Annotated in this window: 19 protein-coding genes; 6 read left to right on the forward strand and 13 right to left on the reverse strand. The window is 72.4% G+C overall.

Going from position 1 to position 23482, the window contains the following annotated elements; genetic code table 11:
• Nucleotides 1–237: 237 nt before the first annotated feature.
• A complete protein-coding gene (locus tag KF840_16735; protein ID MBX3026553.1) occupies nucleotides 238–483 on the forward strand; it encodes a hypothetical protein in 246 nt (81 codons plus the stop codon).
• Here KF840_16735 and KF840_16740 read toward each other — a convergent pair.
• The 5 genes from KF840_16740 to KF840_16760 form a co-directional block, all read right to left on the reverse strand.
• Nucleotides 444–3056 (reverse strand): hypothetical protein, encoded by a 2613-nt coding sequence (locus KF840_16740; protein MBX3026554.1) that lies wholly within the window; start codon nucleotides 3054–3056, stop codon nucleotides 444–446. The genes KF840_16735 and KF840_16740 overlap by 40 nt on opposite strands.
• Before the next feature lie 306 nt (nucleotides 3057–3362).
• Nucleotides 3363–4292, reverse strand: a complete 930-nt coding sequence (locus tag KF840_16745) for a sigma-70 family RNA polymerase sigma factor (protein MBX3026555.1) — start codon at nucleotides 4290–4292, stop codon at nucleotides 3363–3365.
• Nucleotides 4293–4342: 50 nt separating this feature from the next.
• Nucleotides 4343–5638, reverse strand: coding sequence for an FAD-dependent oxidoreductase (locus tag KF840_16750; GenBank protein MBX3026556.1), 1296 nt, complete (start codon nucleotides 5636–5638; stop codon nucleotides 4343–4345).
• Nucleotides 5639–5733: 95 nt separating this feature from the next.
• Nucleotides 5734–6186: a nucleoside deaminase gene (locus tag KF840_16755; GenBank protein ID MBX3026557.1), complete on the reverse strand. Its 453-nt coding sequence runs from the start codon at nucleotides 6184–6186 to the stop codon at nucleotides 5734–5736.
• A 125-nt stretch (nucleotides 6187–6311) separates the two neighbouring features.
• Complete coding sequence (locus tag KF840_16760; GenBank protein ID MBX3026558.1) at nucleotides 6312–7400, reverse strand: Zn-dependent alcohol dehydrogenase; 1089 nt, start codon at nucleotides 7398–7400, stop codon at nucleotides 6312–6314.
• A gap of 185 nt (nucleotides 7401–7585) precedes the next feature.
• On the opposite strand from KF840_16760, the gene KF840_16765 reads away from it, so the two are divergent.
• The 3 genes from KF840_16765 (at nucleotide 7586) to KF840_16775 (ending at nucleotide 10275) form a co-directional block, all read left to right on the forward strand.
• Complete coding sequence (locus KF840_16765; protein ID MBX3026559.1) at nucleotides 7586–8962, forward strand: secreted hydrolase; 1377 nt, start codon at nucleotides 7586–7588, stop codon at nucleotides 8960–8962.
• Between the two features lie 87 nt (nucleotides 8963–9049).
• Complete coding sequence (locus KF840_16770; GenBank protein ID MBX3026560.1) at nucleotides 9050–9349, forward strand: antibiotic biosynthesis monooxygenase; 300 nt, start codon at nucleotides 9050–9052, stop codon at nucleotides 9347–9349.
• Between the two features lie 23 nt (nucleotides 9350–9372).
• On the forward strand, nucleotides 9373–10275 hold the full coding sequence (locus tag KF840_16775; protein MBX3026561.1) for an SDR family NAD(P)-dependent oxidoreductase: 903 nt from the start codon (nucleotides 9373–9375) through the stop codon (nucleotides 10273–10275).
• 27 nt (nucleotides 10276–10302) lie between these two features.
• Here the strand turns inward: KF840_16775 and KF840_16780 are convergent, their stop codons facing one another.
• The gene (locus tag KF840_16780) at nucleotides 10303–10914 is read right to left on the reverse strand and encodes a glutathione S-transferase family protein (GenBank protein MBX3026562.1); all 612 of its coding nucleotides are present in this window, start codon (nucleotides 10912–10914) and stop codon (nucleotides 10303–10305) included.
• A 215-nt stretch (nucleotides 10915–11129) separates the two neighbouring features.
• On the opposite strand from KF840_16780, the gene KF840_16785 reads away from it, so the two are divergent.
• Nucleotides 11130–11996, forward strand: a complete 867-nt coding sequence (locus tag KF840_16785) for an alpha/beta hydrolase (protein ID MBX3026563.1) — start codon at nucleotides 11130–11132, stop codon at nucleotides 11994–11996.
• A gap of 85 nt (nucleotides 11997–12081) precedes the next feature.
• On the opposite strand, the gene KF840_16790 is transcribed toward KF840_16785, so the two are convergent.
• Nucleotides 12082–14874 (reverse strand): hypothetical protein, encoded by a 2793-nt coding sequence (locus KF840_16790; protein ID MBX3026564.1) that lies wholly within the window; start codon nucleotides 14872–14874, stop codon nucleotides 12082–12084.
• A gap of 424 nt (nucleotides 14875–15298) precedes the next feature.
• Between KF840_16790 and KF840_16795 the strand changes: the two genes are divergently transcribed.
• Nucleotides 15299–17533 carry an FdhF/YdeP family oxidoreductase gene (locus KF840_16795; GenBank protein ID MBX3026565.1) on the forward strand — a complete coding sequence of 745 codons (2235 nt, stop codon included), beginning with the start codon at nucleotides 15299–15301 and terminating at the stop codon, nucleotides 17531–17533.
• Nucleotides 17534–17792: 259 nt separating this feature from the next.
• Here KF840_16795 and KF840_16800 read toward each other — a convergent pair whose 3' ends face one another.
• Genes KF840_16800 through KF840_16825 form a run of 6 tightly spaced genes read right to left on the reverse strand, consistent with a single transcriptional unit; the run spans nucleotide 17793 to nucleotide 23481 of the window.
• Nucleotides 17793–18329 carry a class IV adenylate cyclase gene (locus tag KF840_16800; GenBank protein ID MBX3026566.1) on the reverse strand — a complete coding sequence of 179 codons (537 nt, stop codon included), beginning with the start codon at nucleotides 18327–18329 and terminating at the stop codon, nucleotides 17793–17795.
• A 16-nt stretch (nucleotides 18330–18345) separates the two neighbouring features.
• Nucleotides 18346–19458 (reverse strand): ABC transporter permease, encoded by a 1113-nt coding sequence (locus KF840_16805; GenBank protein ID MBX3026567.1) that lies wholly within the window; start codon nucleotides 19456–19458, stop codon nucleotides 18346–18348.
• Nucleotides 19455–20579: an ABC transporter permease gene (locus KF840_16810; protein ID MBX3026568.1), complete on the reverse strand. Its 1125-nt coding sequence runs from the start codon at nucleotides 20577–20579 to the stop codon at nucleotides 19455–19457. The genes KF840_16805 and KF840_16810 overlap by 4 nt, the downstream gene beginning before the upstream one ends.
• Entirely contained in the window at nucleotides 20576–21511 is a 936-nt protein-coding gene (locus KF840_16815; protein ID MBX3026569.1) for an ABC transporter ATP-binding protein, read from the reverse strand. The genes KF840_16810 and KF840_16815 overlap by 4 nt, the downstream gene beginning before the upstream one ends.
• Nucleotides 21508–22443, reverse strand: coding sequence for an ABC transporter ATP-binding protein (locus tag KF840_16820; GenBank protein MBX3026570.1), 936 nt, complete (start codon nucleotides 22441–22443; stop codon nucleotides 21508–21510). Before KF840_16820 ends, KF840_16815 begins: the two co-directional genes overlap by 4 nt.
• A gap of 27 nt (nucleotides 22444–22470) precedes the next feature.
• Nucleotides 22471–23481, reverse strand: coding sequence for an HlyD family efflux transporter periplasmic adaptor subunit (locus tag KF840_16825; GenBank protein MBX3026571.1), 1011 nt, complete (start codon nucleotides 23479–23481; stop codon nucleotides 22471–22473).
• Nucleotide 23482: the final 1 nt, after the last annotated feature.

The following is a 23482-nucleotide window of genomic DNA, read 5'->3' on the forward strand; positions in this document are numbered from 1 at the left end:
ACGGACGAGTACGTGTACGTGTACGTGTACGTGTACGAGTACGGGTACGGAATCGTACTGGCGTGTGCGCGTAGGCGTGCACCGCCCCGCCACCGAGGGAATGTCGCCCGGAACTCCTCAGCCCGCCACTGGGCGATGCACGCCTGGTCGCCGTTCGACGGGCACATGCCGCCGCCGCCGCTCTCGATCGCCGGCCACTTGCGGCCGTACTTCGCGTCGCACTTCGAATAGTCCGGCGTGCTCGCGGTCGTGACCGCCTTCGATTCCGCCTTCAGCCGGCAGAACCCGTACTTGCCGGCCTCCTTCAGCTTCGACGACTCGCACGTGTCCGCCGGCGTCAGCGCCGCGGCGTCGCCGGCGAGCGCCAGACTTGCCAGGACAGAGCCGTACCTTGAGGCGGCAACCGCCAAGGCGCCCCGCGTGGCGCCTCGGCGGTTGATTCGTCACTCGACGGTGACGCGGATCGACACCACCGGATCGTAGTACAGGTAGAACCTCCCGCGGATCTCGTACTCGCCGGCCGGCACGGTGGCGCCGGCGCTGTCCTTCAGGTCCCAGAAGGCTTTGAGCTGGTAGCGCAGCGCCGCCTCGTCGCGCTGCGGCGCGTTGGGCGCGAGGAACGGGTCGCCGCAGCCCTCCTCGCGGATGGTGCGCACCAAGCGGTCGCCCTGGTAGGCGTAGAGGTCGAGGCAGGGGTCGAAGATGCCGCCCGGGCGCTGCGTCTCGGTGACGGTGAAGCGCAGCTCGACGATGCCGGGCGCCGCGTAGGTGGCGCAGTCGGACTCGAGGGTCACGCGGTTGAAGTCGTCCGACCAGACGCCGCGGTTGACGTTCGCCGGATCGCAGTACGTCAGCTCGCTGGTGGCGAAGACCTCGAGCGGCAGGGCGGGCGAAGCGACGCCGTCGAGCTCGGCCCACACGGTGACCGTGCCGGCGGCGCGTCCGGTGAAGACGCCGGCGGCGTCGAAGCCGCCGACGCGCTCGTCGCTGCTGCGCCAGGTGACGCGATCGGAGAGGCTGCGGTCGAAGCCGACGTCGTAGAAGCCGACGGCGTGGAACACCGCCTGCGCGCCGACGCCGATCGCGCGGTCGTTGCCGTCCATGTAGATGGAGATGTTCTGCAGCGTCGCCTGGGCGACGACCCGCAGGGACACCGGCGCGCTGGTGACGCCGTCGAGCGTGGCGTCGACGGTGGCCTCTCCGGCGCCCTGCGCGGCGCCGTCGCCACCGGCGTCGATCGCCAGCACCGCCGCGTCGCTGCTGCGCCAGGCGACGCGGGCGCTGAAGTCCTCCCACTCGCCGGTGTCGTAATGCGCGGTGGCGAAGAAGCGCACGTGGTCGCCGACCAGCAGGGTCACGGCATAGCCGCATGCGAAGCAGGGCGCGGCGTCGCCGGGACGGACCGGCCCGCCATCGAGGTACTGGTAGGGATAGGAGCCCGGGTAGACCGACAGCGAGACGATGCTGGCGCGGTCGACGACGGTGACCGTCTGCGCGTCGCTGCGCACGTCGGCGAGCGCGGCGTGCAGCGTCGCCACGCCGGCGGCGGCGGCGGTGAAGCGGCCCTGGGCGACGCTGCCGACCGAGGGCGGGTCGACCGACCAGGTCACCTCGTCGCTGATGTCGTCGTAGTAGCCGGTGTCGAAGACGCCGAGGGCGCGGAACTGCAGCGAGCCGCCCACCCGCACCACCTGCTGGCAGGAGGGCGGCGGCAGGAAGACGTCGACCGGCGGCAGCGGCCGGGTCGCGTCGGGCGGGCCGCCGGCGTTCGGGTAGTACGTCTGGCAGCTCACGTTCTCGACGATGATCTGCTTCAGCGTCGGCCGCTCGACGACGGTCAGCGCCAGCGGCTGCGCCGGCGCCCCGGTGAGCGATGCCGTGATGCTGGCGTCGCCGACCGCGACGGCGGCCAGCCGCGCCCAGGCATCGACGGTCGCCGCCGGCGCCGACGACGACCAGGTGGCGAGCCAGGTGACGTCGATGGTCGTGCCGTCGGAGAGCTGGGCGACGGCGCGCGCGTCGCCGCGCTGCCCGACCACCAGACGCGACGGACCGTCGGCCGCCACCGCGACGATGTCGATCGGCTGGCCTGGCCGGCAGGGCTCGACGCAGGCCGACGACTCGCAGTTGTCACAGGCGAAGCAGGAGGCGACGCACTGGCAGCGGTCGCCGGCCAGGCCGCAGCCGCCGTCGTCGCCGCAGGCATACGGAAAGCGTTTGCACAGGCCGTCCGGACCGCAGGCGTCGGTGTGGAGGTAGGTGCGCGGCACGCAGGCGCGGCGCGGGCAGTCGGCGCAGTCGGGACAGCTCGGCACGCAGACGCAGACGTCGTCAGCGGTGTCGCAGGCGCCGTTGGCGTCGCAGGCGTAGAGCTGGCTGCCGCAGTCCTTGGCATCGAAGCGGCCATCGCCATCGGCATCGACCAGCGTCCGCCAGCCGTCGGACAGCTCGACCACCTGATCGCCGCGGGTGATCAGCGAGGCGCCGGTCGGCGCGAACACCGCCCGCATCGCCGCCCCGCCCTGGGTGTAGCGGGAGGTGGCGCGCACCAGGCCCCAGGAGACCTCCGCGATCACCTCGGCGGCGCCGTCGTCGCCGACGATGATCGGCACCACGAACGCCATCAGATTGCCGTCGACCGTCTTGGTGAAGCGCAGCGCGTGCCGCCCCGGGGTCAGTCCGCCGATGACGAAGCGACCGGCATCGTCGGTCTCGCCGCGCACGTCGCCATCGTCGGCCACCCACCCGGCGCCGCCGAGGGCGCGGTCGAAGCCGGTGCTGACCGGCGGCCGGCTCTCCGGCGGCAGCGTCGCGATGCCGTCGTTGCCGCCGGCGCCGACGGCGGCGTCGACCACCACCAGGCCGGCGACGGACCCGCTGACCCGCGTCGCCGTCGGCGGCGGCGTGCGCGTCGGCGTCGGGGTCGGCGTGCTGCCGGTGCTCGTGCTGGTGAACGTCGGCGTCACCCCGATGGCCAGGTCGCTGCCGTTGCCGCAGCCACCCGTGAACAGCGCCACCAGCGCCAGCACGACCATCGCCCGCATCCCGGTGCCCATTGCCCATCTCATAGCGCGCCTCCCCGTTGCCGCCATCGCGGGCCTTGTAAAACAACTCTTGTTAGTCCGTCAACGAGAATTGTTTCGAGGGGCGCGGAGCCGCGGGGGCCGCCGAGGCGCGGCGAGGCGATGCCTCGGCTGCCAGCAGTCCGTTGAAAAGCAGGCGGCGTCGCGAGGGCGAGGGGTCGTGCGCCAGATCGGGGCACCGAACCGGAGGCAAACCGGTCGGTGTTGTCGAGGATTCGGCCACGAAGAGCTGGCGCACAGGACCCGCCCGCAGTAGCCGACCTGTGGTTCGACGGGCTGCTAGAGCGCGGTCAGCTTGCGCGACGCCAGGATGGTGTGGACGGCGGTGATGCGGCCGGCGGCGTCGGTCTGCACGGCGACGACGCCGCGCGGCGCATGGCGGGGGCCGCCGCGATGGAACTCGATCAGCAGCGCCGGGAAGCCGTTGAGCATGCGGACGGCGCTGCTGGTCTGGCCGAAGTGGCGCATCAGGCCGCGTAGCAGGCGCAGGACGCGCGGGCGGCCGGCGACGACGTTGTGGGCCGCCGCATACTCGCCGCCCTCGGAGATGCTGCGCACGCCCTCGGCGAGCAGCGCCTCGAGCGCCGGCAGGTCGTCCGCCTGCAGCGCGCTCATGAAGCGCCACAGGGCCTCGCCGTTGCGCGCCTGGCGGTCCGGCGTCGGCACGCAGCGGGCGCGGTCGTAGTCGGCCATGGCGTGGCGGGCGCGGTGATGCGCGGTCTTCACCGCCGGCTCGGACATGCCGAGCGCCGCGGCCGTCTCGCGCACCGAGTAGTCGAAGACGTCGCGCAGCAGCAGGACGGCGCGCTGCCCCGGCGTCAGCGCCTCGAGGGCGAGCAGGAAGGCGAACGACACGCTCTCCAGCAGCTCGTAGCGTCCCTCGGTGGGGCTGCCGGACTCCGGCGGCAGCTCGTAGGCGGGCGGCGCGCTGTCGTCGCCCGTGTCGATCGGCGACGGCAGCCAGGGCTGGCGCCGCGGCACGCGGCGTCGCCGGCGCAGCGCGTCGCGCGAGAGGTTCATCGCCACCCGCACCAGCCAGGGTCGCCAGGGCGCGTCGGTGCGCGCCGGCGGCCGCTCGATGGCGCGCAGGAACGTCTCCTGCGTCAGGTCGTCGGCGTCGGCGGCGCTGCCGGTCATGCGATAGCAGAGCGCCCAGACGAAGCGGCGCTCGTCGGCGAACAGCGCGGCATGATCGGTGGCAGGGTTCATCGCATCGCGACCCGGCCGCGCGCCCGCGGCGGCCGCCGGCGCCGATTCTGTCATGCCGCGGCCATGCTGGGCAGCCGGCGGGTCGCGACGGCGGCGGCGGCGCGGCGGGCGCTCGCCAGGCTGGCGTCGGCGAGCAGCCCCTCGGCGCCGACCCAGTCGCCGGCGACGAAGACGCCGTCGACCCCGGGGACGGCGACGTCGGGCCGGCCGCGCAGGCCGCCCATCGCCGCCGTCGGCAGCGCGTTGGCGACCAGCAGGGTGGGGAGGAAGCGATGCTCAACCACCACCTCGCGCCACCCCGGTTGGATCAGGTCCATGAGGCCCTCGAGCTGGCGCTGGTCGGCCGTCGGGTCGGCGTCGCCGACCAGATACTTCATGACGTGGATCACCGCCGCGCCGTCCGGCGCCAGGCGCGCGGCGGCAGAGTGCACCGACAGGTACAGCGGCTGATCGATGCCGAGCGCGAAGGTGGCGCGCGGCCGCGGCAGACGGGCGAGACCGAGGTCGAGGCAGGCGGCGCGCAGGGGACGCGCCGCCGCCGCCCAGGCGCGGGCGGCGTCGCCGGCGGCGCCATCGAGCAGCTCGGCGGCGCCGTCCGGGCCGGCGGCGATCACCACCGCGTCGGCGTCGATCACGCCGCCGCCGGCGAGACGCACCGCGCGCCGCCCGGCGGCGCTGGCCACGGCGGTGGCGCGGCGGCTGGTGCACAGCGTCGCCCCGGCGGCGCGGGCGCGCGCCGCCAGACCGTCGACCAGTCCCTGCCAGCCGCCGTCGAGGTAGCGGACACCCGCGCCCAGCGCATGCTGGATCTGCGCCAGTGCCGCGCCGGCGCTCATCCGCTGGTGGTCGGCGGCATAGCTGCTCACCCGCACCAGGGCGCCGACCAGGGCGCGCACCCCGGGATGACGCACGTCGCGCGCCAGCCAATCGTCCACCGACGTGCCCTGCAGGGGCTCGGGATCGAGCCGCGCCAGGCCGCCGAGCAGGGTGGCGGTCTCGAGCTTGGCGGCGGCGCCGAAGAGGCCGGTGGTGAGCAGCGACAGGAAGCCGCCGGGAAGCGCGTGCGCGGCGCCGCGCGCCACGGCGTAGCCGCCGCTGGCGTTCGGCTTGCGGCCCGTGAACGGCACGCCGAGCTCGTCCAGCGCGCGCTCGGCCGGTCCGCCGCAGTAGAGCGCATGCGGCCCGAGGTTGAAGCGGAACGGGCCGGCGTTCGCCGTCCGCGCCCGGCCGCCGGCGGCCGCCGCCTTCTCCAGCACGATCACCGAGCGGCCCGAACGAGCCGCCCACGCCGCCGTCGCCAGGCCGGCGATGCCGGCTCCGATGACCACCACGTCCGCGCGATCCATGAGACACCCTCCTTCTACCCCGCTTCACGCGCCGGGGAGTCGAAAGGTTACGGACCACCCACGAGGGACGACGGAGCCCCTGCGTGGCCCGGTGGTCAATAGGTTTCCCGCCCGCCGCGCGCCTGCCAGGCCCGGAAGATCCCCAGGCACTCGTCGCGCAGGATGCCGCCGACGACGGCCATCGGCCGCTGCGCCCCCTGCAGCAGGTTCGCCGGGGCGTAGGCGAGCTCGCCGAAGCCGATGGCCTCCGAGTCGGCGAGGAGGGTGCCGTGGACGATGCGCGGCACGTGCGCCCAGTAGCAGCAGGCGAGGCACATGGGGCACGGCTCGCCGGTGGCGTAGACGGTGCAACCGGCGAGCTCGTGCGACGCGAGGGCGCCGGCGGCGGCGCGGATCGCGTTCACCTCGGCGTGCGCGGAGGGGTCGCTGTCGCGCAGCACGGTATTGTGGGCGCGGGCGATGATCCGCCCGTCGCGCACCACGCAGGCGCCGAACGGTGACTGTCCGGCGCGCACGCCGACGTGGGCGATCGCGATGGCCTCGCGCATGAAGCGCGCGTCGCCGGCGGGCATCCCCGAGCGAGGCTGTTACGCCGTTGGGCTGTTACGCCGTCAGGGGAGGAAATCTCCGGCCCCTAACAGCCAACAGCCCAACAGCCGACAGCTTTCGTCCTTCAGTAGGCGATCACCGAGCGCGCCACCTCGCCCTTCTCCATCGCCGTGAAGGCGGCGTTCACGTCGTCGAGCTTGATGGTGCGCGACACCAGCTCGTCGATCTTGAGCTTCTTGCTCATGTAGAGGTCGATCAGCTTCACCATGTCGCGGTGCAGATTGCCGGAGCCGTAGAGCGAGCCGATGACGCCCTTCTCCTCGAGGGTGAGCGAGAAGCCGGGGATGGTCAGGTCGGTGCCCATCGCCGGCACGCCGACGACGACCACCTTGCCGCCGCGCTTGAGCGAGTTGTAGGCCTCGGACACCACCGGGGCGGCGCCGATGACCTCGAAGGCGTAGTCGACGCCGAGGCCGCCGGTGAGCTCGCGGATCGCCATCGCCGCGTCGGTCTCCTTGCCGTTCACCACGTCGGTGGCGCCGAACTGCTTCGCCATCTCGAGCTTCGACGGCACGACGTCGACGGCGATGATGCGCGCCGCGCCGGCCAGGGCCGCGCCCTGGATGACGTTGAGGCCGACGCCGCCGCAGCCCCACACGGCGACCACGTCGCCGGGCTGCACGCGGGCGGTGTTGATCGCCGCGCCGACCCCGGTCATGACGCCGCAGCCCACCAGGCAGGCGCGATCGAGCGGCGCGTCCTCGCGGATCTTGATCGCCGCGTTGGCCTTGACGACGGTGTGGTCGGCGAACGAGCCGACGCCCGCCATGCGGCTGATCGGCATGCCGTCCTTCTCGAAGACGAAGTCCTCGCCCGCCATCGCCGACTGCAGACCCGCCTCGCAGAGATGGGGCTTGGCGTGCACGCAGTAGTGACAGCGGCCGCAGGGCTGCACCCAGGCGAGGACGACGTGGTCGCCCGGCTTGAGATGCGTCACGCCCTTGCCGACCTCCTCGACGATGCCCGCGCCCTCGTGCCCGAGGATGCACGGCGGCGGCATCGGCAGCTTCGCCTGGAGCACCGAGAGATCCGAGTGGCAGACGCCGCTGGCGACCACCTTCACCAGCACCTCATCCTCGCGCGGACTCTTGAGCGTGAAGGACTCGACCTTCAGCGGCTCGTTGAATGCGTACATGCATGCGCCCTTGACCATCAGTGCCTCCCTCGATTAGCGATGTGCGGCCCGCACGGGCTCGGTGATCCGTCACTGCTACGACGAACCGATCCGCAGCGTCAAACCCGGGGCGTGAGAAGGCAGGCAGCGCAGAGAACAGAGCGGTCCACGGAGGGTCGCGCCGCTGAACGCGGCGCCTCTCTCGCGCCGCTCGGGTGAGCCGCATGCAGCGCGACGAGGACTGGAAGCGGTATCCGTACGCCCTGGTCGCGGGCGATCCGGAGCTCGTCTTCCCCGCCGCCGAGGGGGATCAGGGCGCCGAGTCGAACACCTACTACGTCGCCGGACGGCTGCGCGGCCGGACCAGCGGACGCGAGTGGGCGTTCCTCGTCATCTTCACCTTCAACCACGTGCGCAAGCTGCTGCGCGCCGACTTCTACACCCTGGCGCTGTTCGACCTCGGCAGCGGCGACTACGGCACCTTCTCGGAGACCGACCTGCCGCGTCCACCGCGCATCCGCCGCCGGCACAAGCTGTCGGTGGCGCGCGGCCATCTCGACCTCGCCTTCCGCGGCGCCGAGGGCACCAGCACCTGGGCGACGCGACGCCGCGCCGACGGCACCCTGGAACCGTTCAGCTACGCCGTCGCCCTGCACGGCCGCGACGCCGACGGGCGGCGCATGCACCTCGAGCTGGCGCTGGACACCGGCAAGCCGCCGATGCCGGTGGGCGGCCTGCAGGCCGGCGGCGTCAAGACCTGCATGGGGCAGTACGGCACCCACTCGTACTTCCAGAGCGACGTCCGCTTCCGCGGCACGCTGGCATGGGGCGACGCGCGCGAGGAGGTCGAGGGCGACTCGGGCTGGATCGACCGGCAGTGGACGCCGCGCCACCTCGGCAGCCACAACGACTGGCGCAATCGCCGCTACCGTCACGAGTGGCGGCAGATCCATCTCGACAACGGCATGGAGCTGAGCGTCTGGCTGCACGTCGACCGCATGCGCGGCAACCGTCCGATCCCGTTCAGCGGCGCCACCGCCGCGACCCCGGACGGCCGCGTCGTCGCCACCAGCGAGCTCACCATCGAACGCCACTCGTGGGTGCGCGACCCGGGGCGGGTGCGGCCGCGCAGCCGGCTGACCCGCGGCGCCCAGTACCTGGCCGACCGCTACCGGCTGATCGTCCCCGCCTGGGAGCTCGACGTGTGCTCCGAGCCGCTCGTGCCGGCGCCGGCGCACGTGCTGCCGATCGAATACTGGAGCGGGCCGACGCGCGTCCGCGGCGCCGTCGGCGGCCGGCCGGTGCGCGGCCTCGGCTTCCACGAGCGCACCTGGGTGTTCGCGCGCGATTTCGAGCTGGTCGACGTGCTGCGCGGCACCCTGCGCCACCTGCCGGCGGACGCCTTCCCCGCCGCGTCGCCCGGACCGCTGGCGCTGAGCGACCAGGCCTGGGAGGTCGACGCGTTCCTCAGCCACGGCGGCCGCGCCGCCGCGCGCGCCCACCTGCGGAATCGGCTGCGGCCGCACGTCGAGGCCCTCGCCGAACCGCATCGCGGCCACGTCCTGCGGATCATGGCCGACCTCGACGCGACGCTGCGCTGAGTCGCCACGGGAGGCGGCGGATCCGCCGGTTCGTTGCACGGCGACGGCACGGACGCTAAGGCCCGAGGAAACCGGGGGAGGGCAGACATGATCACCATCGTGGCCAGGATGCGCATCAAGGCCGACAAGACGGCCGACGCGGAGCGGGCGCTGCTCGACATGATCGAGTACGTGCGCGCCAACGAGCCGGGGACGCTGCGCTACACGCTGCACCGCGGCATCGGCGACGCCGCGCAACTGTTGATGTACGAGCAGTACGCGGACCAGGCGGCGGTCGACGCGCACGGCACCAGCGCGCGCATCCAGCAACTGTTCGCGACGCTCGGACCGCTGCTCGAGGGGCAGCCGTCGATCGAGATGTTCACCGAAGTCGGCGGCAAGAAGTGAGCTTGCGGAAAGGATCGCTCCACATGGCACTGCTGAAGGATCGGGTCGCGATCGTCACCGGCGCTGGGCGCGGGTTGGGACGCGAGGAGGCATTGGCGCTGGCCGCCGAGGGCGCGCGGGTGATCGTCAACGACGTCGGCGTCTCGGTGAGCGGCGAGGGCGGCGATCAGACGCCGGCGCAGGCGGTGGTCGACGAGATCGCCGCGGCCGGCGGCGAGGCGATCGCCAACTACAGCGACATCGCCGATTGGCACGCCGCCAAGGGGCTCGTCGATCTCGCGTACGAGCGCTTCGGGCGGCTCGACATCCTGGTCAACAACGCCGGCGTCCTGCGCGATCGGATGAATTTCAACATGGCGGAGGACGAATTCGACCTCGTGCTGAAGGTGCACTGCAAGGGCCACTTCGCCATGACCCGACACGCCTGCGCGCGCTGGCGCGAGCTCGCCAAGCAGACCGGCAAGACCTATGGGCGGATCATCAACACGTCGTCGGAGGCCGGCCTGATGGGCTCGGCCGGCAACAGCAACTACGCGATGGCCAAGGCGGCCATCGCCGCCCTGACGATCAGCATCGGGCGCGAGATGGAGCGCTACGGGGTGACCGCCAACTTCATCGCCCCGCGGGCGCGCACCCGCATGACCGACACGATGCCGAACTCGTCGATGTTCGATAAGCCGGAGACCGGGTTCGACGCCTTCAACCCGGCGTGGCCGGCGCAGCTCGTCGTCTTCCTCGCCAGCGAGCCGGCCGGCGACTTCACCGGCCAGGGCTTCGTCGTCTGGGGCGGCGAGGTGATGCTGGTCGGCGGCTGGCACATCCTCAACCAGATCAGCAAGCCCAACGCCGCCTTCACCGCCGCCGACCTGATCGCGCGCAAGGACGAGCTGTTCGGCTCCCACCCGAAACAACCCGGGTACATGTGAACGGGCGCGCCGACCGCGCCGACTGTCTCAGCCGACGCGGTCGGTGATCGCGACGTGCCGCGGCTGGGCGCGGACGCGCCCCAGCCAGGCGTTCACCGCCGCGTAGCCGCCGAGATCGAAGCCGCCCTCGTGGGCGACGTGGGTGTAGGCGTAGAGCGCGATGTCGGCGACGGTATAGCGTTCGGCGACGAAGAAGTCGCGCCGCGACAGGTGACGCTCCATGACGTCGAGGGCGGCGTAGCCGAGGGCGCGTTTGCCCTCGAGCATGGCGCGGCGCTCGGGGGTGAGCTGGTCGTGGGCGAGCCAGAAGCGCACCGTGGCGATGTTCGGCTCGTGGCTGTACTGCTCGAAGAACATCCACTGCAGCGCCTGGGCGCGCGCCAGTCGTTCCCCCGGCAGGAGCGGCGTGCCCTCGGCGAGGTAGCAGAGGATGGCGTTCGACTCGGCGAGATGCACGCCGGGCTCCAGCTCGAGGGTCGGGATGCGGCCGTTGGGGTTGCGGGCGAGGAACGCGGCGGTGTGCGTCTCGCCCTTGAGAATGTCCAGCTCGACCAGCTCGAAGGGCACGTCGAGCTGGCTGAGCAGCAGCCGCACCTTGTAGCCGTTGCCGGACGGTAGGTAGTCGTAGAGTCGATACATCGCCGCGCCCTCCGCGCCGAAGGTGAGCGACCGATGCGCGGCGCGCAAGCGCGGCGTTTCGCCGACCGTGGCCGGCGGCGATGGCGGCCAGCGGCGGCGCGTACTCGTGCACCGTCGTTGAGATAGGGTTAGGCAGGTTGCCGGTCATCGGCGGTCCTCGCGAGGAACGCCGACATTGGCAGCGAACTTCGGAATTGGGACACTGGAGTCGCAACATGGATCTCGACACGTGGCGCGCCGGCGGACGGATCTTCCTTTATCGCGGTCTGGAGGTGTTGTACCGCGACGAGGGCGACGGGCCGGCGCTGCTCTGCATCCACGGGTTCCCCAGCGCCTCGTGGGACTGGCACAAGCTGTGGCCGGCGCTGACGGCGCGTTTCCGGGTGATCGCGCCCGACATGCTCGGCTTCGGCCTCTCGGCGAAGCCCATCCACTACGCCTATTCGCTACGCGATCAGGCCGACCTGCACGAGGCGCTGCTGACGACGCTCGGCGTCGCCAGCGTCGACGTGCTGGCGCACGACTACGGCGACAGCGTCGCCCAGGAACTGCTCGCCCGCCAGCGCGAGCGCCGCGACGGCCTGCGCCTGCGCTCCGTCTGCTTCCTCAACGGCGGGCTCTTCCCGGAGTGCCATCGCCCCCGCCCGGCGCAGACGCTGCTGCGCTCGCCCCTCGGCCCCCTGCTGGCGCGTCTCATCTCCGAGCGCCGCTTCGCCGCCGGCTTCGCCGAGGTCTTCGGACCGCACACCCGGCCGAGCCCGGACGAGCTGCACACGGTGTGGCTGCTCAATCGCGAGCATGACGGGCTGCGGGTGGCGCCGAAGCTCATCCGCTATCTCGACGAACGCCGCCAGCAGCGCCAGCGCTGGGTGGAGGCGCTGCAACACAGCCCGGTGCCGCTGCGCTTCGTCAACGGCGCCGAGGATCCCGTGTCCGGCCGCCACATGGCCGACCGCTACCGCGAGATCGTGCCCGCTCCCGACGTCGTGCTGCTGGAGGGCATCGGCCACTACCCACAGCTCGAGGCGCCACAGCGGGTCCTCGATGCGTTCCTGCCGTTCGTGGCGACGGCGTCGCGCTGAGACTCCTCCCGCATTCCCGCCGCCAGACGACGACGCCCCGGCGTGTTGCCACACCGGGGCGTCGGGTCAGGTCAGCTTCGCCGGCTCACGGGGTCTTGGCGCTGAACTGGTCGAGCTGGTTCTTCTTCGGGCTGGCGAACGAGCTCCCCCAGCAGATGCCGGTGGCGTTGTTGCGCAACTGCACGATGACCGGCAGGTCGCCCGGCGCCACCGGCAGATTGCTGTCGAAGTCGGGCAGGCTGGCCGCCTTGCCTTTGACCAGCGCCTTGCTCTTCCCGGCCCCACCGCCCTTGACGATGATCTTGGTGATGCCGTCGTTGATCGCCGACACGTCGTTGAACTTGTAGCCCTTGCTGCCGATCGCCGCCCACTTGCCGGCGTCGGGAGCGATGCTGGCGCCGTTGATGAGGGTCGGGGTCGCGCCGGCGTAGAAGCACAGCGCATAGGTCGCGCTGGTGGTCGGATCGGCGAACTCGGTCTGGGTGGTCGCGTCGCCCTTCGCCCACTTCCAGATCAGCTTGTCCTGATCGTCGTTCGGCTTGTTCTTGATCAGCAGCTTGTTCTTGGCCGCGCCGCGGCAGCTCACCGGGTTGACCGGGCAGTCGCCGGTGAAGCAGAGGTCGAGGCTCTCGTCGCAGCTCTCGCCCACGCCGCACGGGCTGCTGCCGCCGCCGCAGACGCCGCCGCTGCAGGTCTGGGTGCCGTTGCAGAAGTTGCTGTCGTCGCAGTTGGTGCCGTCGGCGACGAAATCGTTCGCCGGGCAATCGTTGTTGAGGCCGTCGCAGACTTCGGTGACGTCGCAGACGCCGGCCGCGCTGCGGCAGACCGCGGTGCTCTTGGCGTCCGCCGGGCAGGTCTTGTTCGTGCCGTCGCACACCTCGGTCACGTCGCAGACACCGGCCGAGGCGCGGCAGGTGCTGCCGTTCGGCAGCACGGCATCGGCCGGACAGGTCTTGGTGGTGCCGTTGCAGGTCTCGGCGACGTCGCAGACGCCGCTCGAGGTGCGGCAGACGGTGGTGTTGGGCTGGACCGCGTCGGTCGGGCAGGTCTTGTTGGTGCCGTCGCAGTACTCGTCGACGTCGCAGACCTCACCCGGGCTGGCGGCGCGGCACAGCGTGGTCGCCGGCTCGACCAGGTCGGCCGGGCAGTTGGCGCCGCTGCCGGTGCAGAACTCGTTGATGTCGCAGGCCTCGCCGGCGCTCGCAGCACGGCAGAGCGTGCTCGCCGGCTTGAAGGCGTCCGCCGGACAGTTGGCGTTCGACCCGTTGCACACCTCGGCCACGTCGCAGTCGCCCGCCACCGCGCGGCAGACCGTGCCGTTCGGCAGGAAGCTGTTCGCCGGGCAGGCGTTGCTGACGCCGTTGCAGGTCTCGGCCACGTCGCAGATGCCGGCCGAGGCGCGGCACTGAGTGCCCGCCGTGACCTTGGCGTCCGCCGGACAGGCGTTGTTGACGCCGTCGCAGAACTCCGCGACGTCGCAGACGCCGCCCGACGCGCGGCACTGCGCCGTGCTCTTGGCGTCCGGCGGACAGGTGTTGCTGACGCCGTTGCACGATTCCGCCGGGTCGCAGACGCCGCCCGAGGCACGGCAGACCGCCGTGCTCTTGGCGTCGGCCGGACAGTTCGGACCGCTGCCGCTGCACACCTCGGCGATGTCGCACGCGCCGGCCGAGGCGCGGCAGGTGGTGCCGGCGGTCACGAAGGCATCGGTCGGGCAGATCTTGGTCGTGCCGTCACAGGTCTCGGCGATGTCGCAGGCGCCGGCCACGCCGCGGCACACGGTGCCGATCGGCTTGATCTCGTCGGCCGGGCAGTCGACGCCGCTGCCGGTGCAGTATTCGTCCTCGTCGCACTCCTCGCCGGCCGAGGTGGCGCGGCAGACGGTGCTCGGCGGCAGGTAGACGTCCGCCGGACAGGTGGGGCTGACGCCGTTGCAGGTCTCCGGCGCGTCGCAGACGCCGGCCGGATTGCGGCACACGGTGCCGTCGGTCTTCAGGGTGCAGTTGCTCTTGCAACACGAGCCGAAGGTGCCGTTCGCCACCCCCTGGTCGCACTCCTCGCCGAAACTGCCATCGACGACCCCGTTGCCGCAGAGCGAGACGATCGAGACGCTGACGAAGTGGCCGTCGTTGGCCTGGGTGCGGGACAGGGAGCCGGCGCCTGGATAGTCCCCCGCGGTCTGACCGGAGATCGTAGCAGGCAGGCCGGCGCGCACCGCGCATTCGTCGCCGCCGACCAGCGCACCGCCGCCGGGGCTGTTGCAGGAAGTCGTCCAACTGAAATTGAGCTGGTGGGGGACGTTGACGCCGTTGCTGGTGCCGTTGATCGTCGCAGTCGCGGACGTGGCGGCGACGCCGCCGCACGGCGAGCCGAAGCTGCACTGCCCCGTGGCGCCAGAGGTGCGCACGCCGGGATCGCCGAGGCTGAGCGAGCCCGACACCAGGGTGCCACCGCTCTGGGTGCCGGTCAGCGCGCCGACATCGGCCGTCGCCGCCACGGTCGCCAAGGTGGTGTCGTCCACCGTCGTCAGGCCGCCGCTCCAGTTGGTGGCGACCGTCAACTGATAGCTTCCCGGCACGTTGACGTTGAAGTTGATCCGATAGGCCGCGTTCGAGGAGATCGAGGAATTCGTGAAGGCGCCGCTGTCGGCGGCGCTCACCCAGGCGTAGCGGGCGGAGATCGACGTCGGGGACGATGAGATCGTGCGCTGCGACAGGAACTGCCTGCCGTCAGTCAGCCCATCGACGGTGAAATCCGCATCGCCGGTGTTGACGATGTTGACGCCGGAGATCTGCGCCGAGACCCGCGCCGCCAGCGCGGCGCACAGCGCGACCGTGACGACACCGAGTGCCGCTCCCCCGAATCTGATGCTCCTCATGTCGCCCCCCTTGCTGCCGGAAAGCCGCCCGGGCCCCGCCGCGGCTGGTATGCTGTTGACTGGATAGCACGGGTCCAGTCGTCGAAGTCAACCGGAAGATTGCCTGGTCCAGCTAGGCCGCGACCGCGGCGCTGCCCGGCCTCGATCCCCGGCGGCCGACGGCCACGCCGCCCACTTCACGGCGGGCGGCCACATCCTGCGAGCGGAGATTTGGCCTTGCTCTGACGAAACATTTCACCACGGAGGCACGGAGACACGGAACAACCTGGACAAGAGGGGGTTCGGGCGCGCGGTCCCCAACGCCATCAGCAATGGCCATGGGGATCGCACCACCCGCCAGTCCGACGCTGCCCCCTCCGTGTCTCCGTGCCTCCGTGGTGAAGGTGTTTTGTCGCATCGAGGTTAGGGATATGCCTCCACCCCGATGACGCACGAGATCCGGCGCGACTGGGGGACGCGCCTGCAGGCGGCGGTGCCGTTCGGGCTGGGACGGACCAAACCCAAGCATTTCCGCGACATGGCGCGGGTCGTCTGGGCCAACCGCGACAATGCCCGCTACGCCTGGCAGGTGCTGAGCCGCGGCGTCTGCGACGGCTGCGCCCTCGGCGTCGCCGGCCTGCACGACTGGACCATCGACGGCGTCCACCTGTGCATGACCCGGCTCAACCTGCTGCGGCTCAATACCATGCCGGCCCTCGATCCGGCCCGCCTCGGCGACGCCGAGGCGCTGCGCGGCCTGGGCAACGAGGCGCTGCGCGATCTCGGCCGCCTGCCGGTGCCGCTGCTGCGCGAGCGCGGCGACCGCGGCTTCCGCCGCATCACCTGGAGCGAGGCCTACGCCCGCATCGCCGCCCGCATCCGCGGCAGCGATCCGCGCCGCGTCGCCTTCTTCCTCACCGCCCGGGCGCTCACCAACGAGGTCTACTACGTCGCCCAGAAGGTGGCGCGCTTTCTCGGCACGAACAACATCGACAACGCGGCCCGCCTCTGCCACTCGCCCTCGACCGGGGCGATGAAGCGCGCCCTCGGGGTCGCCGCCAGCACCTGCGGCTACCGCGACTGGTTCGGCACCGACCTGATCGTCTTCTTCGGCTCGAATCCCGCCAACGACCAGCCGGTGGCGATGAAATACCTGCACGAAGCCAAGCGGCGGGGCACCCGCGTCGTGCTCGTCAACCCGCTGCGCGAGCCGGGCATGGATCGCTATTGGGTGCCGTCGACGCCGCGCAGCGCGCTCTTCGGCACCGACATCGCCGACTACTGGTTCCCGGTCGCCCAGCGCGGCGACATCGCCTTCCTCACCGGCGTCATCTCGATCCTCATCGAACGCGGCTGGATCGACCGCGACTTCGTCGATCGCCACACCAGCGGCCTCGCCGAGCTCGCCGCCGCGGTCGCCGCCGTCGACTGGCCGGCGCTGGAGGCGCAGGCGGGCCTGCCGCGCGCCAGCATGGAGGAGCTCGCCGCGCTGTTCCGCGACGCGCGCACTGCCGTGCTGGTGTGGAGCATGGGCATCACCCAGCACGCCAGCGGCGGCGAGGCGGTGCAGATGATCGTCAACCTGGGCCTGCTGCGCGGCTACGTCGGCCGCGAGCGCTGCGGCCTGATGCCGATCCGCGGCCACTCCGGCGTCCAGGGCGGCGCCGAGATGGGCGCCTACGCGACCGCGCTGCCCGGCAGCGTCGCGATCACGCCCGAGTCGGCGCAGGCGCTGACGCTCGAGTACGGGTTCCCGGTGCCGGAGACGCCCGGGCTGACCGCCCCGGAAATGGTCGAGGCCGCGGCGCGCGGCGATCTCGACCTCCTCTACTCGCTCGGCGGCAACCTGCTGCGCACCCTGCCCGATCCCGCCTACGTCGCCGACGCCCTGTCCGTGCTGCCGATGCGCGTCCACCAGGACATCATCGTCACCGACCAGATGCTGATCCCGCCGGCCGGCGACGACGGCCAGGTGCTGCTGCTGCCGGCCAAGACCCGCTACGAGCAGGACGGCGGCGGCACCCAGACCAGCACCGAACGGCGGGTGATGTTCAGCCCCGAGCTGCCGCGCGCCGTCGGCGAGGCGCGCGCCGAGTGGCGCATCCTGCGCGAGCTGGCGGCGGCGGTCGACCCGCAGCGCGCCGAGCTGCTCGGCTGCGACAGCGGTGCGGCGATCCGCGAGGAGATCGCCCGCGTCGTGCCGCTCTACCAGGGCATCCAGCAATTGCGGTCGGCCGGCGAGTCGTTCCAGTACGGCGGCCCGCACCTGGCGCCCGGCGGCCGGTTCCCGACCGCCGACGGCCGCGCCCGCCTGATTCCGGTGCCGCTGCCGGCGGCGGAGCGGCCACCCGGCACCTTCGTGGTCAGCAGCCGCCGCGGCAAGCAGTTCAACACCCTGATCTACGCCGAGGTCGACCCGCTCACCGGCGCCGCCCGCGATGCCGTCCTCATGCACCCCGACGACGCCGCCGCCCTGCACCTGCGCGGCGGCGATCGCATCGCCCTGGTCAGCGACCACGGCCGCTTCGCGGGCCGCGTCCACCTGGCGCCGATCGCCCGCGGCAATCTGCAGGTGCACTGGCCGGAGTCGAACCCGCTGCTCGCCCGCGGCGTCGTCGACGCGCTCGGCGGCGTGCCCGATTACCTCGCGGTGGTGCGCATCGAGCGCCGCGAGGAATGACGGCCGCCGGGCCGCGTGGCCGAGGAGGGTGGCGTCGGGGGCGATCCCTAGCGGGCTGACCTTGATGCGACAGAAGACTTTCACCACGGAGGCGCGGAGCCACGGAGAGTGACTGGTCTCGAAGCCCGCTCAGCGCTCATCGCAAAGTTCATTGGAAATGGAGTGCGAGGGAGGCCCCGCGCCTTCGCTATGGCACCGAGCCCTCCCTGTCTCCGTGCCTCCGTGGTGAGGAGTCTCCGTGGTGAGGAGTCTTTTGTGGCTACGTTTCTCGCCCGAATGATCCGCCCCCGGCCGGGGCGGCACGATCAGCCATCAACTCGGCGTAGGAGGCGCGGATCAGATCGCCGGCGCGCAGGCCGAGCGCGGCCATGAGGCGATCGACCTGCGCCCGGCAGGCGGCGTCGTCGTGCGCCGCGTCGACCACCGCTTCGAGCTCGAGGAACGTGCCCAGCCCGTCGACGGTGTCGAGGTGGAGGCGCACGTTGTCGATCAGCAGCACCTCGCGCCGCTTGCGGACGACCACGATCGGCTCCCCCGGCAGCGCGGCGTCGTCGGCCAGCGGGGTGATCGTGTAGTCGCTGGCGCGCACGCCGCTCGCCTCCGGCCGCCGGTAGTCGATGCGCTCGCGTCGCCCGCCGGCGATCTGCCGGATCTTCACCCGCCGCCCGCCGTCGAGCGCCACGTAGGTATCGACCTGCTCCTCGACCGCGTGCGGCCGCCCGCCCACGCGCAGGGCGACGGCGCGGGCCGCGTCGGGGTCGACCAGCCGGGCCTTGATCTCGATGTTGCGCGCCATCGGTCTCGCCCGCCGTCTACGCCAGGCGCGGCTTCATGCGCCAGCGGATCAGCAGCATCAGGGCGGTGAACAGGAGGCAGAGGGCGAGGATCGGCACGGCGACGTCGGCGACGCCGGCGCCGCGCTCGATCACCCGGCGCAGCGAGATCTGGTACCAGCGCAGCGGCAGGAGGAAGCCGACCTCGCGCACCCCGGGGGGCATGAGCTGGTACGGGAACATGCTGCCGGAGAGCACGAACGACGGCAGGATGAAGAAGACCGAGATGAACACCGCCTGCGCCGAGGTCGAGGCCAGGGTCGAGACGAAGACGCCGATCGCCAGCGAGGCGAGGACGAACGGCAGGGTGACGATGAGCAGCGCCGGCCAACTGCCGCGCGGCCAGATGCCGAACGCGAGGCCCGCGGCGGTCACCGCCAGCAGCAGCACGACGTAGCTGATGACGATGTGCGGCGCGAGCTTGCCGAAGACGATCTCGAGCGCCGTCGTCGGCTGCGACAGCATGTGCTCGTAGGTGCCGCTCTCGCGCTCGCCGACGATGCCGAGGCTGGTCACCGAGAGGCAGACGTTGGTGAGCAGCATGCCGGCGAGCGCGGCGAGGAAGAACTCGCGGTCGCGCAGGGTCGGGTTGAAGCGGAAGCGCTGGCGCAGATCGAGCGGCGCCGCCGCCGGCGCCGTCGCGCCGCGCGGCCGGTAGGCGGCGCCGACCTGGCGGATGATGCCGCCGACGCGCGCGCCGGTGATCGGGTCGGTGCCGTCGAGCAGCACCTGCACCTGGGGCTGGCCGCGCTCGACGGCGCGGCGGAAGTCGACGGGGATGACGACGAACGCCACGGCGTGGCCGCGGCGCAGCAGCGCCAGGCCGGCGTCGTAGCTGTCGACCGGCTCGGCGGCGAGGAAGTAGCCGGTCGACTGCACCGCCTCGAGCAGGCCGCGCGAGGCGGCGGTGCGGCTCTGGTCGAGCACCGCCCACGGCACGTGCGCCGGCTTGTTCGACAGGGCGAAGCCGAACAGCAGCAGCATCATGATCGGCTGCACCAGGACGGCGCCGAGGAAGGCGCGGTCGTGGCGCAGCGCCACCGTCTCCTTGTAGGCGACGGCGAGCACGTTGGAGAGGAACCGCGCGCTCATGCGCGCGCCTCCACGCTGGTCAGCGCCTTGCGCAGCAGCAGGGCGCCGAACAGGGCCAGCATGGCGATCTCCGGCAGCAGATCGGCGAGCCCCTCGCCGCGCAGGTAGATCGCCCGGCTGATGCGGATGTAATGGGTGGCCGGGAAGATCTCGGTCAGCCACTGCACCGGCAGCGGCATGTTGCGGATCGGGAAGGCGAAGCCGCTGAGCTGGACGAGCGGGATGCTGGTCAGCACCGTCTTCTGCACCGCCTCGGCGGCGGTGCCCGAGGTCGCCGAGATGATGAGGCCGAGGGCCAGCGACAGCAGCACGTAGAAGGACGACACGGCGACGAAGAGCAGCGCGCTGCCGTGCGGCCAGACGCCGAGCAGGAACCCGGCGGCGAGCACCATGAGGACGACGTCGAAGGTGAACACGCCGCCCAGCGGCAGCAGCTTGCCGAGCACGATCTCGAGCGCCGTCGCCGGCGTCACCTGCAACTGCTCGAAGGTGCCGCCGAGGCGCTCGTTCACCACCGACACGGCGGTGAGCAGGGTGGTGAGGAAGGTGAGGACGAAGCCGAAGGTGCCGGCCACCATGTACGGCACGCCGTCGAAGGTCGGATTGAAGAGCGCGCCGACCACGACCTCGACGCCGCCGCGCGCCGCCGCCGGCGGGCGCGTGGGTCCGCCGAGCGCGGCGACGCTGGCGGCGATGGTGCCGCGCAGCGCCGCCTCGGCGTTGCCGGCGAGGATCGTCTCGGCGCCGTCGTAGAGGATCTGGATGCGCGCCGCCGCGTCGCCGCGGCCGTCGCGCAGGGCGCGGTCGAAGTCGGGCGGGATGATCACCGCGGCGCTCACCTGGCCGGCGCGGAAGGCGCGGTCGATGGCGGCGCGCGACGGGTACGGGCGGAGAATGAAATCGCCGGTGGCGGCGATGTCGGACAGCACCCGGCGGCTGGCGCCGCTCTGCGACTGGTCGAAGACGCCGAGACCGAGATTCTTGGCCTCGGTGGACAGCGTGAAGCCGAACACCAGCAGCGCCGCCAGCGGCACGGCGATGAGCATGGCGAGGGTGAACGGGTCGCGCAGCGTCGCCCGCACCTCGCGCAGCATCAGGGTGAGGAGGCGGCGGCGGCTCATGCCGGCGCTCCGCGGCCGAGCAGGGCGCGGAAGACGTCGGCCATCGACGGCTGCGACACCTGCACCGGCGGCATGCCGTGCGCCCGCAGCACGGCGTCGAGCGCCGCCAGCGCCGGCGCCGTCATCGCGTCGATCGCCAGCTCGACGTCGCCGCCGTCGCCGCCGCCGATCGCGAAGCCGGCGGCGCGCAGCGCGGGCGTGGCGGCGGCGAGCGCCGCCGGCGGCGCGGCGATGCGGATGCGATAGCCGGGGGAGTAGCGGCGGCGCAGCTCCTCCGGCGCGGCATCGGCGATCAGGCGGCCGGCGTCGATGACGCAGGCCCAGTCGCAGTAGTCCACCTCCTCGAGGAAGTGGGTGGTGACGAAGACGGTGACGCCGGCGTCGCACTCCTCCTGGATGCGTTCCCAGAAGTTGGCGCGGTTGTGCACGTCGACGCCGGCGGTCGGCTCGTCGAGGAACAGCACCCGCGGCTGGTGCAGGATGGCGACGGCCAGGCCGGCGCGCTGGCGAATGCCGGCGGGGAGGTTCTCCGGCCGCTCGGCCTCGGCCTCGGCGAGGTCGAAGCGTTCGCGCAGCGCCTCCCAGCGCCGTTCGAGGTCGGCGCCGGCGAGGCCGCCGAGGCCGGCGTAGAACTCGACGTTCTCGCGCAGCGACAGGCCCTGGTAGAGGCTGACCTTCTGCCCCATGTAGCCGACGTGGTCGCGCACCCGGCGCGGGGTGGCGATGACGTCGACGCCGTCGACGGTGATCGCGCCGCCGGTCGGCTCGAGCAGGCCGATGAGCATGCGGATGGTGGTGCTCTTGCCCGACCCGTTGGCGCCGAGGAAGGCGAAGATGCTGCCGCGCTCGACCGTGAGGTCGAGGGCGTCGACGGCGGTGAAGTCGCCGAAGCGCTTGCTCAGCCCGCGGGCGACGATGATCGGCGCGCTCACGCCGTCGCCCCGCGGCGCGCCAGCGCCAGCAGCGTGGTCTCGGTGTCGAGGGCGGCGCGCTCGGCGACGTGCACCGGCGACGGCAGCGCCGCCAGGTCGGCGAGCACGCGCTCCGCCCCCGGCGTCCGCGGGCCGGGCACCTCGATGCGCGCATAGCGGCCGCTGGCGCGGGCGTCGTCGACGTACGGCAGCGCCCGCGCCGCCGCCGCGATGGCGCGCGGGTCGTCGCCCCAGGCGCGGTAGAGCTCGATCGCCAGCCCGGCGCGCAGCTCGCGCGGCGTGCCGTTCGCCACCACCCGCCCGGCATCGAGGTAGACCAGCCGCTCGCAGGCCTCGACCTCCTCGAGGTAGCTGGTGCTGATGAGGATGAGGCTGCGGTCGCGCCGCTCGCGCAGGATGGCCCAGATGTCGTCGCGCGCCACGACGTCGACCCCGGCGGTCGGCTCGTCGAGCAGCAGCAGCGCCGGGTCGGGCAGCAGCGCGCAACTGATCGCCAGCTTCTGTTTCATGCCGCCCGACAGCGCCGCCGCCGGCCGCGCCGCGAACGGCGCCAGGCCGGTGCGCGCCAGCAGCGCCTCGGCGCGGGCGGCGAAGACGTCCTCGGGCAGCCGGTGCAGCCGGGCGGTGAAGCGCAGGTTCTCCGCCACCGACAGCTCGCGCGGCAGGCTGAACGCCTGCGGCACGTAGCCGATCTGCGCCTTCAGCCCGCGCACCTCGCGGCGCAGATCGACGCCGAGCACGGTCGCCGCGTCGGCCTCGACCTCGAGCAGCCCGGCGAGAGCGCGCAGCAGCGTCGTCTTGCCCGCCCCGTCGGGCCCGGTGACGCCGACCACCTGCGCGCCGGCGATCGCCAGGTCGACGCCGGCGAGCCCGACGCGGGCGCCGAAGCGCTTGCGCAGGTTGCGCAGGCTGATGCGTGGGACGTCGTTCATCGGATCGCCGCGCCGCGCCGCCCCGCGTCAGGGCTCGAGATACACGTTGCCCTCGGTGCCCGGCCGGAAGCGCTCGACGCCCTCGAGGATCCGCACCTTGGCCCGGTACACCTGACCGATGCGGTCGTCGCGGGTCTCGATCTTCTCGGGCGTGAAGTTCGCCTTGTCGGCGAGGAAGCTGATCTCGCCCGGCACCCGGTGGCCGGGCGTGCTGTCGAGCTCGATCGCCACCCGCTGGCCGATGCGGACGTGGGCGAGATCGGCGACCGGCACGTAGATCTGCACGTACTGGTCGGTGGGATCGAGCAGCGCCAGCAGCGGCGTGCCCGGCTGCGCCAGCTCGCCGGGCCAGATGAACTGCGTCTCGACCCGGGTCGGCACCGGCGGCGCCTGCACCTGGTACTTGTCGTGGGTGACGCGCAGCTCGTCGAGGCGGCGCTCGGCGAGCTCGCGTTGCTGGCGCAGCACCTCGAGCTGATGGCGGGCGACCGCCACCGTGCCCGCCTCGGCCTCTGCGCGCGCCAGCAGGTCGCGGGCGCGGTCGCGGGTCGCGTTCGCCTGGTCGCGCCCGGCGCGCGCCTCGTCGAGCAACTGCTGGGTGCTGGCGCCGGTGCCGATCAGCTCGCGCTCGCGGGAAAAGGTCTGCTCCGCCAGGGTGGCGCCGGCCTCCGCCGTGCGCAGCTCGGCCTGGCGAGCGCTGACGTCCTGCGTCCAGGTCCGCTCGAGGGTCGCGACCTGCTCCTCCTGGCGGCGGATCTCGGCGTCGGTCACCCGCAGCCCCTGCTCGCTGGCGGCGATGCTGGCGGCGATGTCGCGGTCGTCGAGGCGGACGATGACGGCGCCGGCCGGCACCTGGTCGCCCTCGGCGAACGCGACCTCGAGCACGCGGCCCGGCACCTCGCTGCGGATGACGCGCTCCTCGCCCTCGACGACGCCGGTGTAGTGCGGCGGCCGATGGTCGCGGCGCCACACCAGCACGACCGCGGCCGCCACGGCGACCGCGAGCAGCGCGGCGACGAGCACGAAACGGCGGGGCATG

It is taken from the genome of bacterium (genome assembly GCA_019637795.1).
Classification (GTDB): domain Bacteria; phylum Desulfobacterota; class Binatia; order HRBIN30; family CADEER01; genus JAHBUY01.

Excerpts from the sequence above, each read along its gene's own strand:
- KF840_16740 (MBX3026554.1), bottom strand. The coding sequence starts at position 3,056 with ATGGGCACCGGGATGCGGGCGATGGTCGTGCTGGCGCTGGTGGCGCTG.
- KF840_16745 (MBX3026555.1), bottom strand. The coding sequence starts at position 4,292 with ATGAACCCTGCCACCGATCATGCCGCGCTGTTCGCCGACGAGCGCCGC.
- KF840_16750 (MBX3026556.1), bottom strand. The coding sequence starts at position 5,638 with ATGGATCGCGCGGACGTGGTGGTCATCGGAGCCGGCATCGCCGGCCTG.
- KF840_16755 (MBX3026557.1), bottom strand. The coding sequence starts at position 6,186 with ATGCGCGAGGCCATCGCGATCGCCCACGTCGGCGTGCGCGCCGGACAG.
- KF840_16760 (MBX3026558.1), bottom strand. The coding sequence starts at position 7,400 with ATGGTCAAGGGCGCATGCATGTACGCATTCAACGAGCCGCTGAAGGTC.
- KF840_16765 (MBX3026559.1), top strand. The coding sequence starts at position 7,586 with ATGCAGCGCGACGAGGACTGGAAGCGGTATCCGTACGCCCTGGTCGCG.
- KF840_16770 (MBX3026560.1), top strand. The coding sequence starts at position 9,050 with ATGATCACCATCGTGGCCAGGATGCGCATCAAGGCCGACAAGACGGCC.
- KF840_16775 (MBX3026561.1), top strand. The coding sequence starts at position 9,373 with ATGGCACTGCTGAAGGATCGGGTCGCGATCGTCACCGGCGCTGGGCGC.
- KF840_16780 (MBX3026562.1), bottom strand. The coding sequence starts at position 10,914 with ATGTATCGACTCTACGACTACCTACCGTCCGGCAACGGCTACAAGGTG.
- KF840_16785 (MBX3026563.1), top strand. The coding sequence starts at position 11,130 with ATGGATCTCGACACGTGGCGCGCCGGCGGACGGATCTTCCTTTATCGC.
- KF840_16790 (MBX3026564.1), bottom strand. The coding sequence starts at position 14,874 with ATGAGGAGCATCAGATTCGGGGGAGCGGCACTCGGTGTCGTCACGGTC.
- KF840_16795 (MBX3026565.1), top strand. The coding sequence starts at position 15,299 with ATGACGCACGAGATCCGGCGCGACTGGGGGACGCGCCTGCAGGCGGCG.
- KF840_16800 (MBX3026566.1), bottom strand. The coding sequence starts at position 18,329 with ATGGCGCGCAACATCGAGATCAAGGCCCGGCTGGTCGACCCCGACGCG.
- KF840_16805 (MBX3026567.1), bottom strand. The coding sequence starts at position 19,458 with ATGAGCGCGCGGTTCCTCTCCAACGTGCTCGCCGTCGCCTACAAGGAG.
- KF840_16810 (MBX3026568.1), bottom strand. The coding sequence starts at position 20,579 with ATGAGCCGCCGCCGCCTCCTCACCCTGATGCTGCGCGAGGTGCGGGCG.
- KF840_16820 (MBX3026570.1), bottom strand. The coding sequence starts at position 22,443 with ATGAACGACGTCCCACGCATCAGCCTGCGCAACCTGCGCAAGCGCTTC.
- KF840_16825 (MBX3026571.1), bottom strand. The coding sequence starts at position 23,481 with ATGCCCCGCCGTTTCGTGCTCGTCGCCGCGCTGCTCGCGGTCGCCGTG.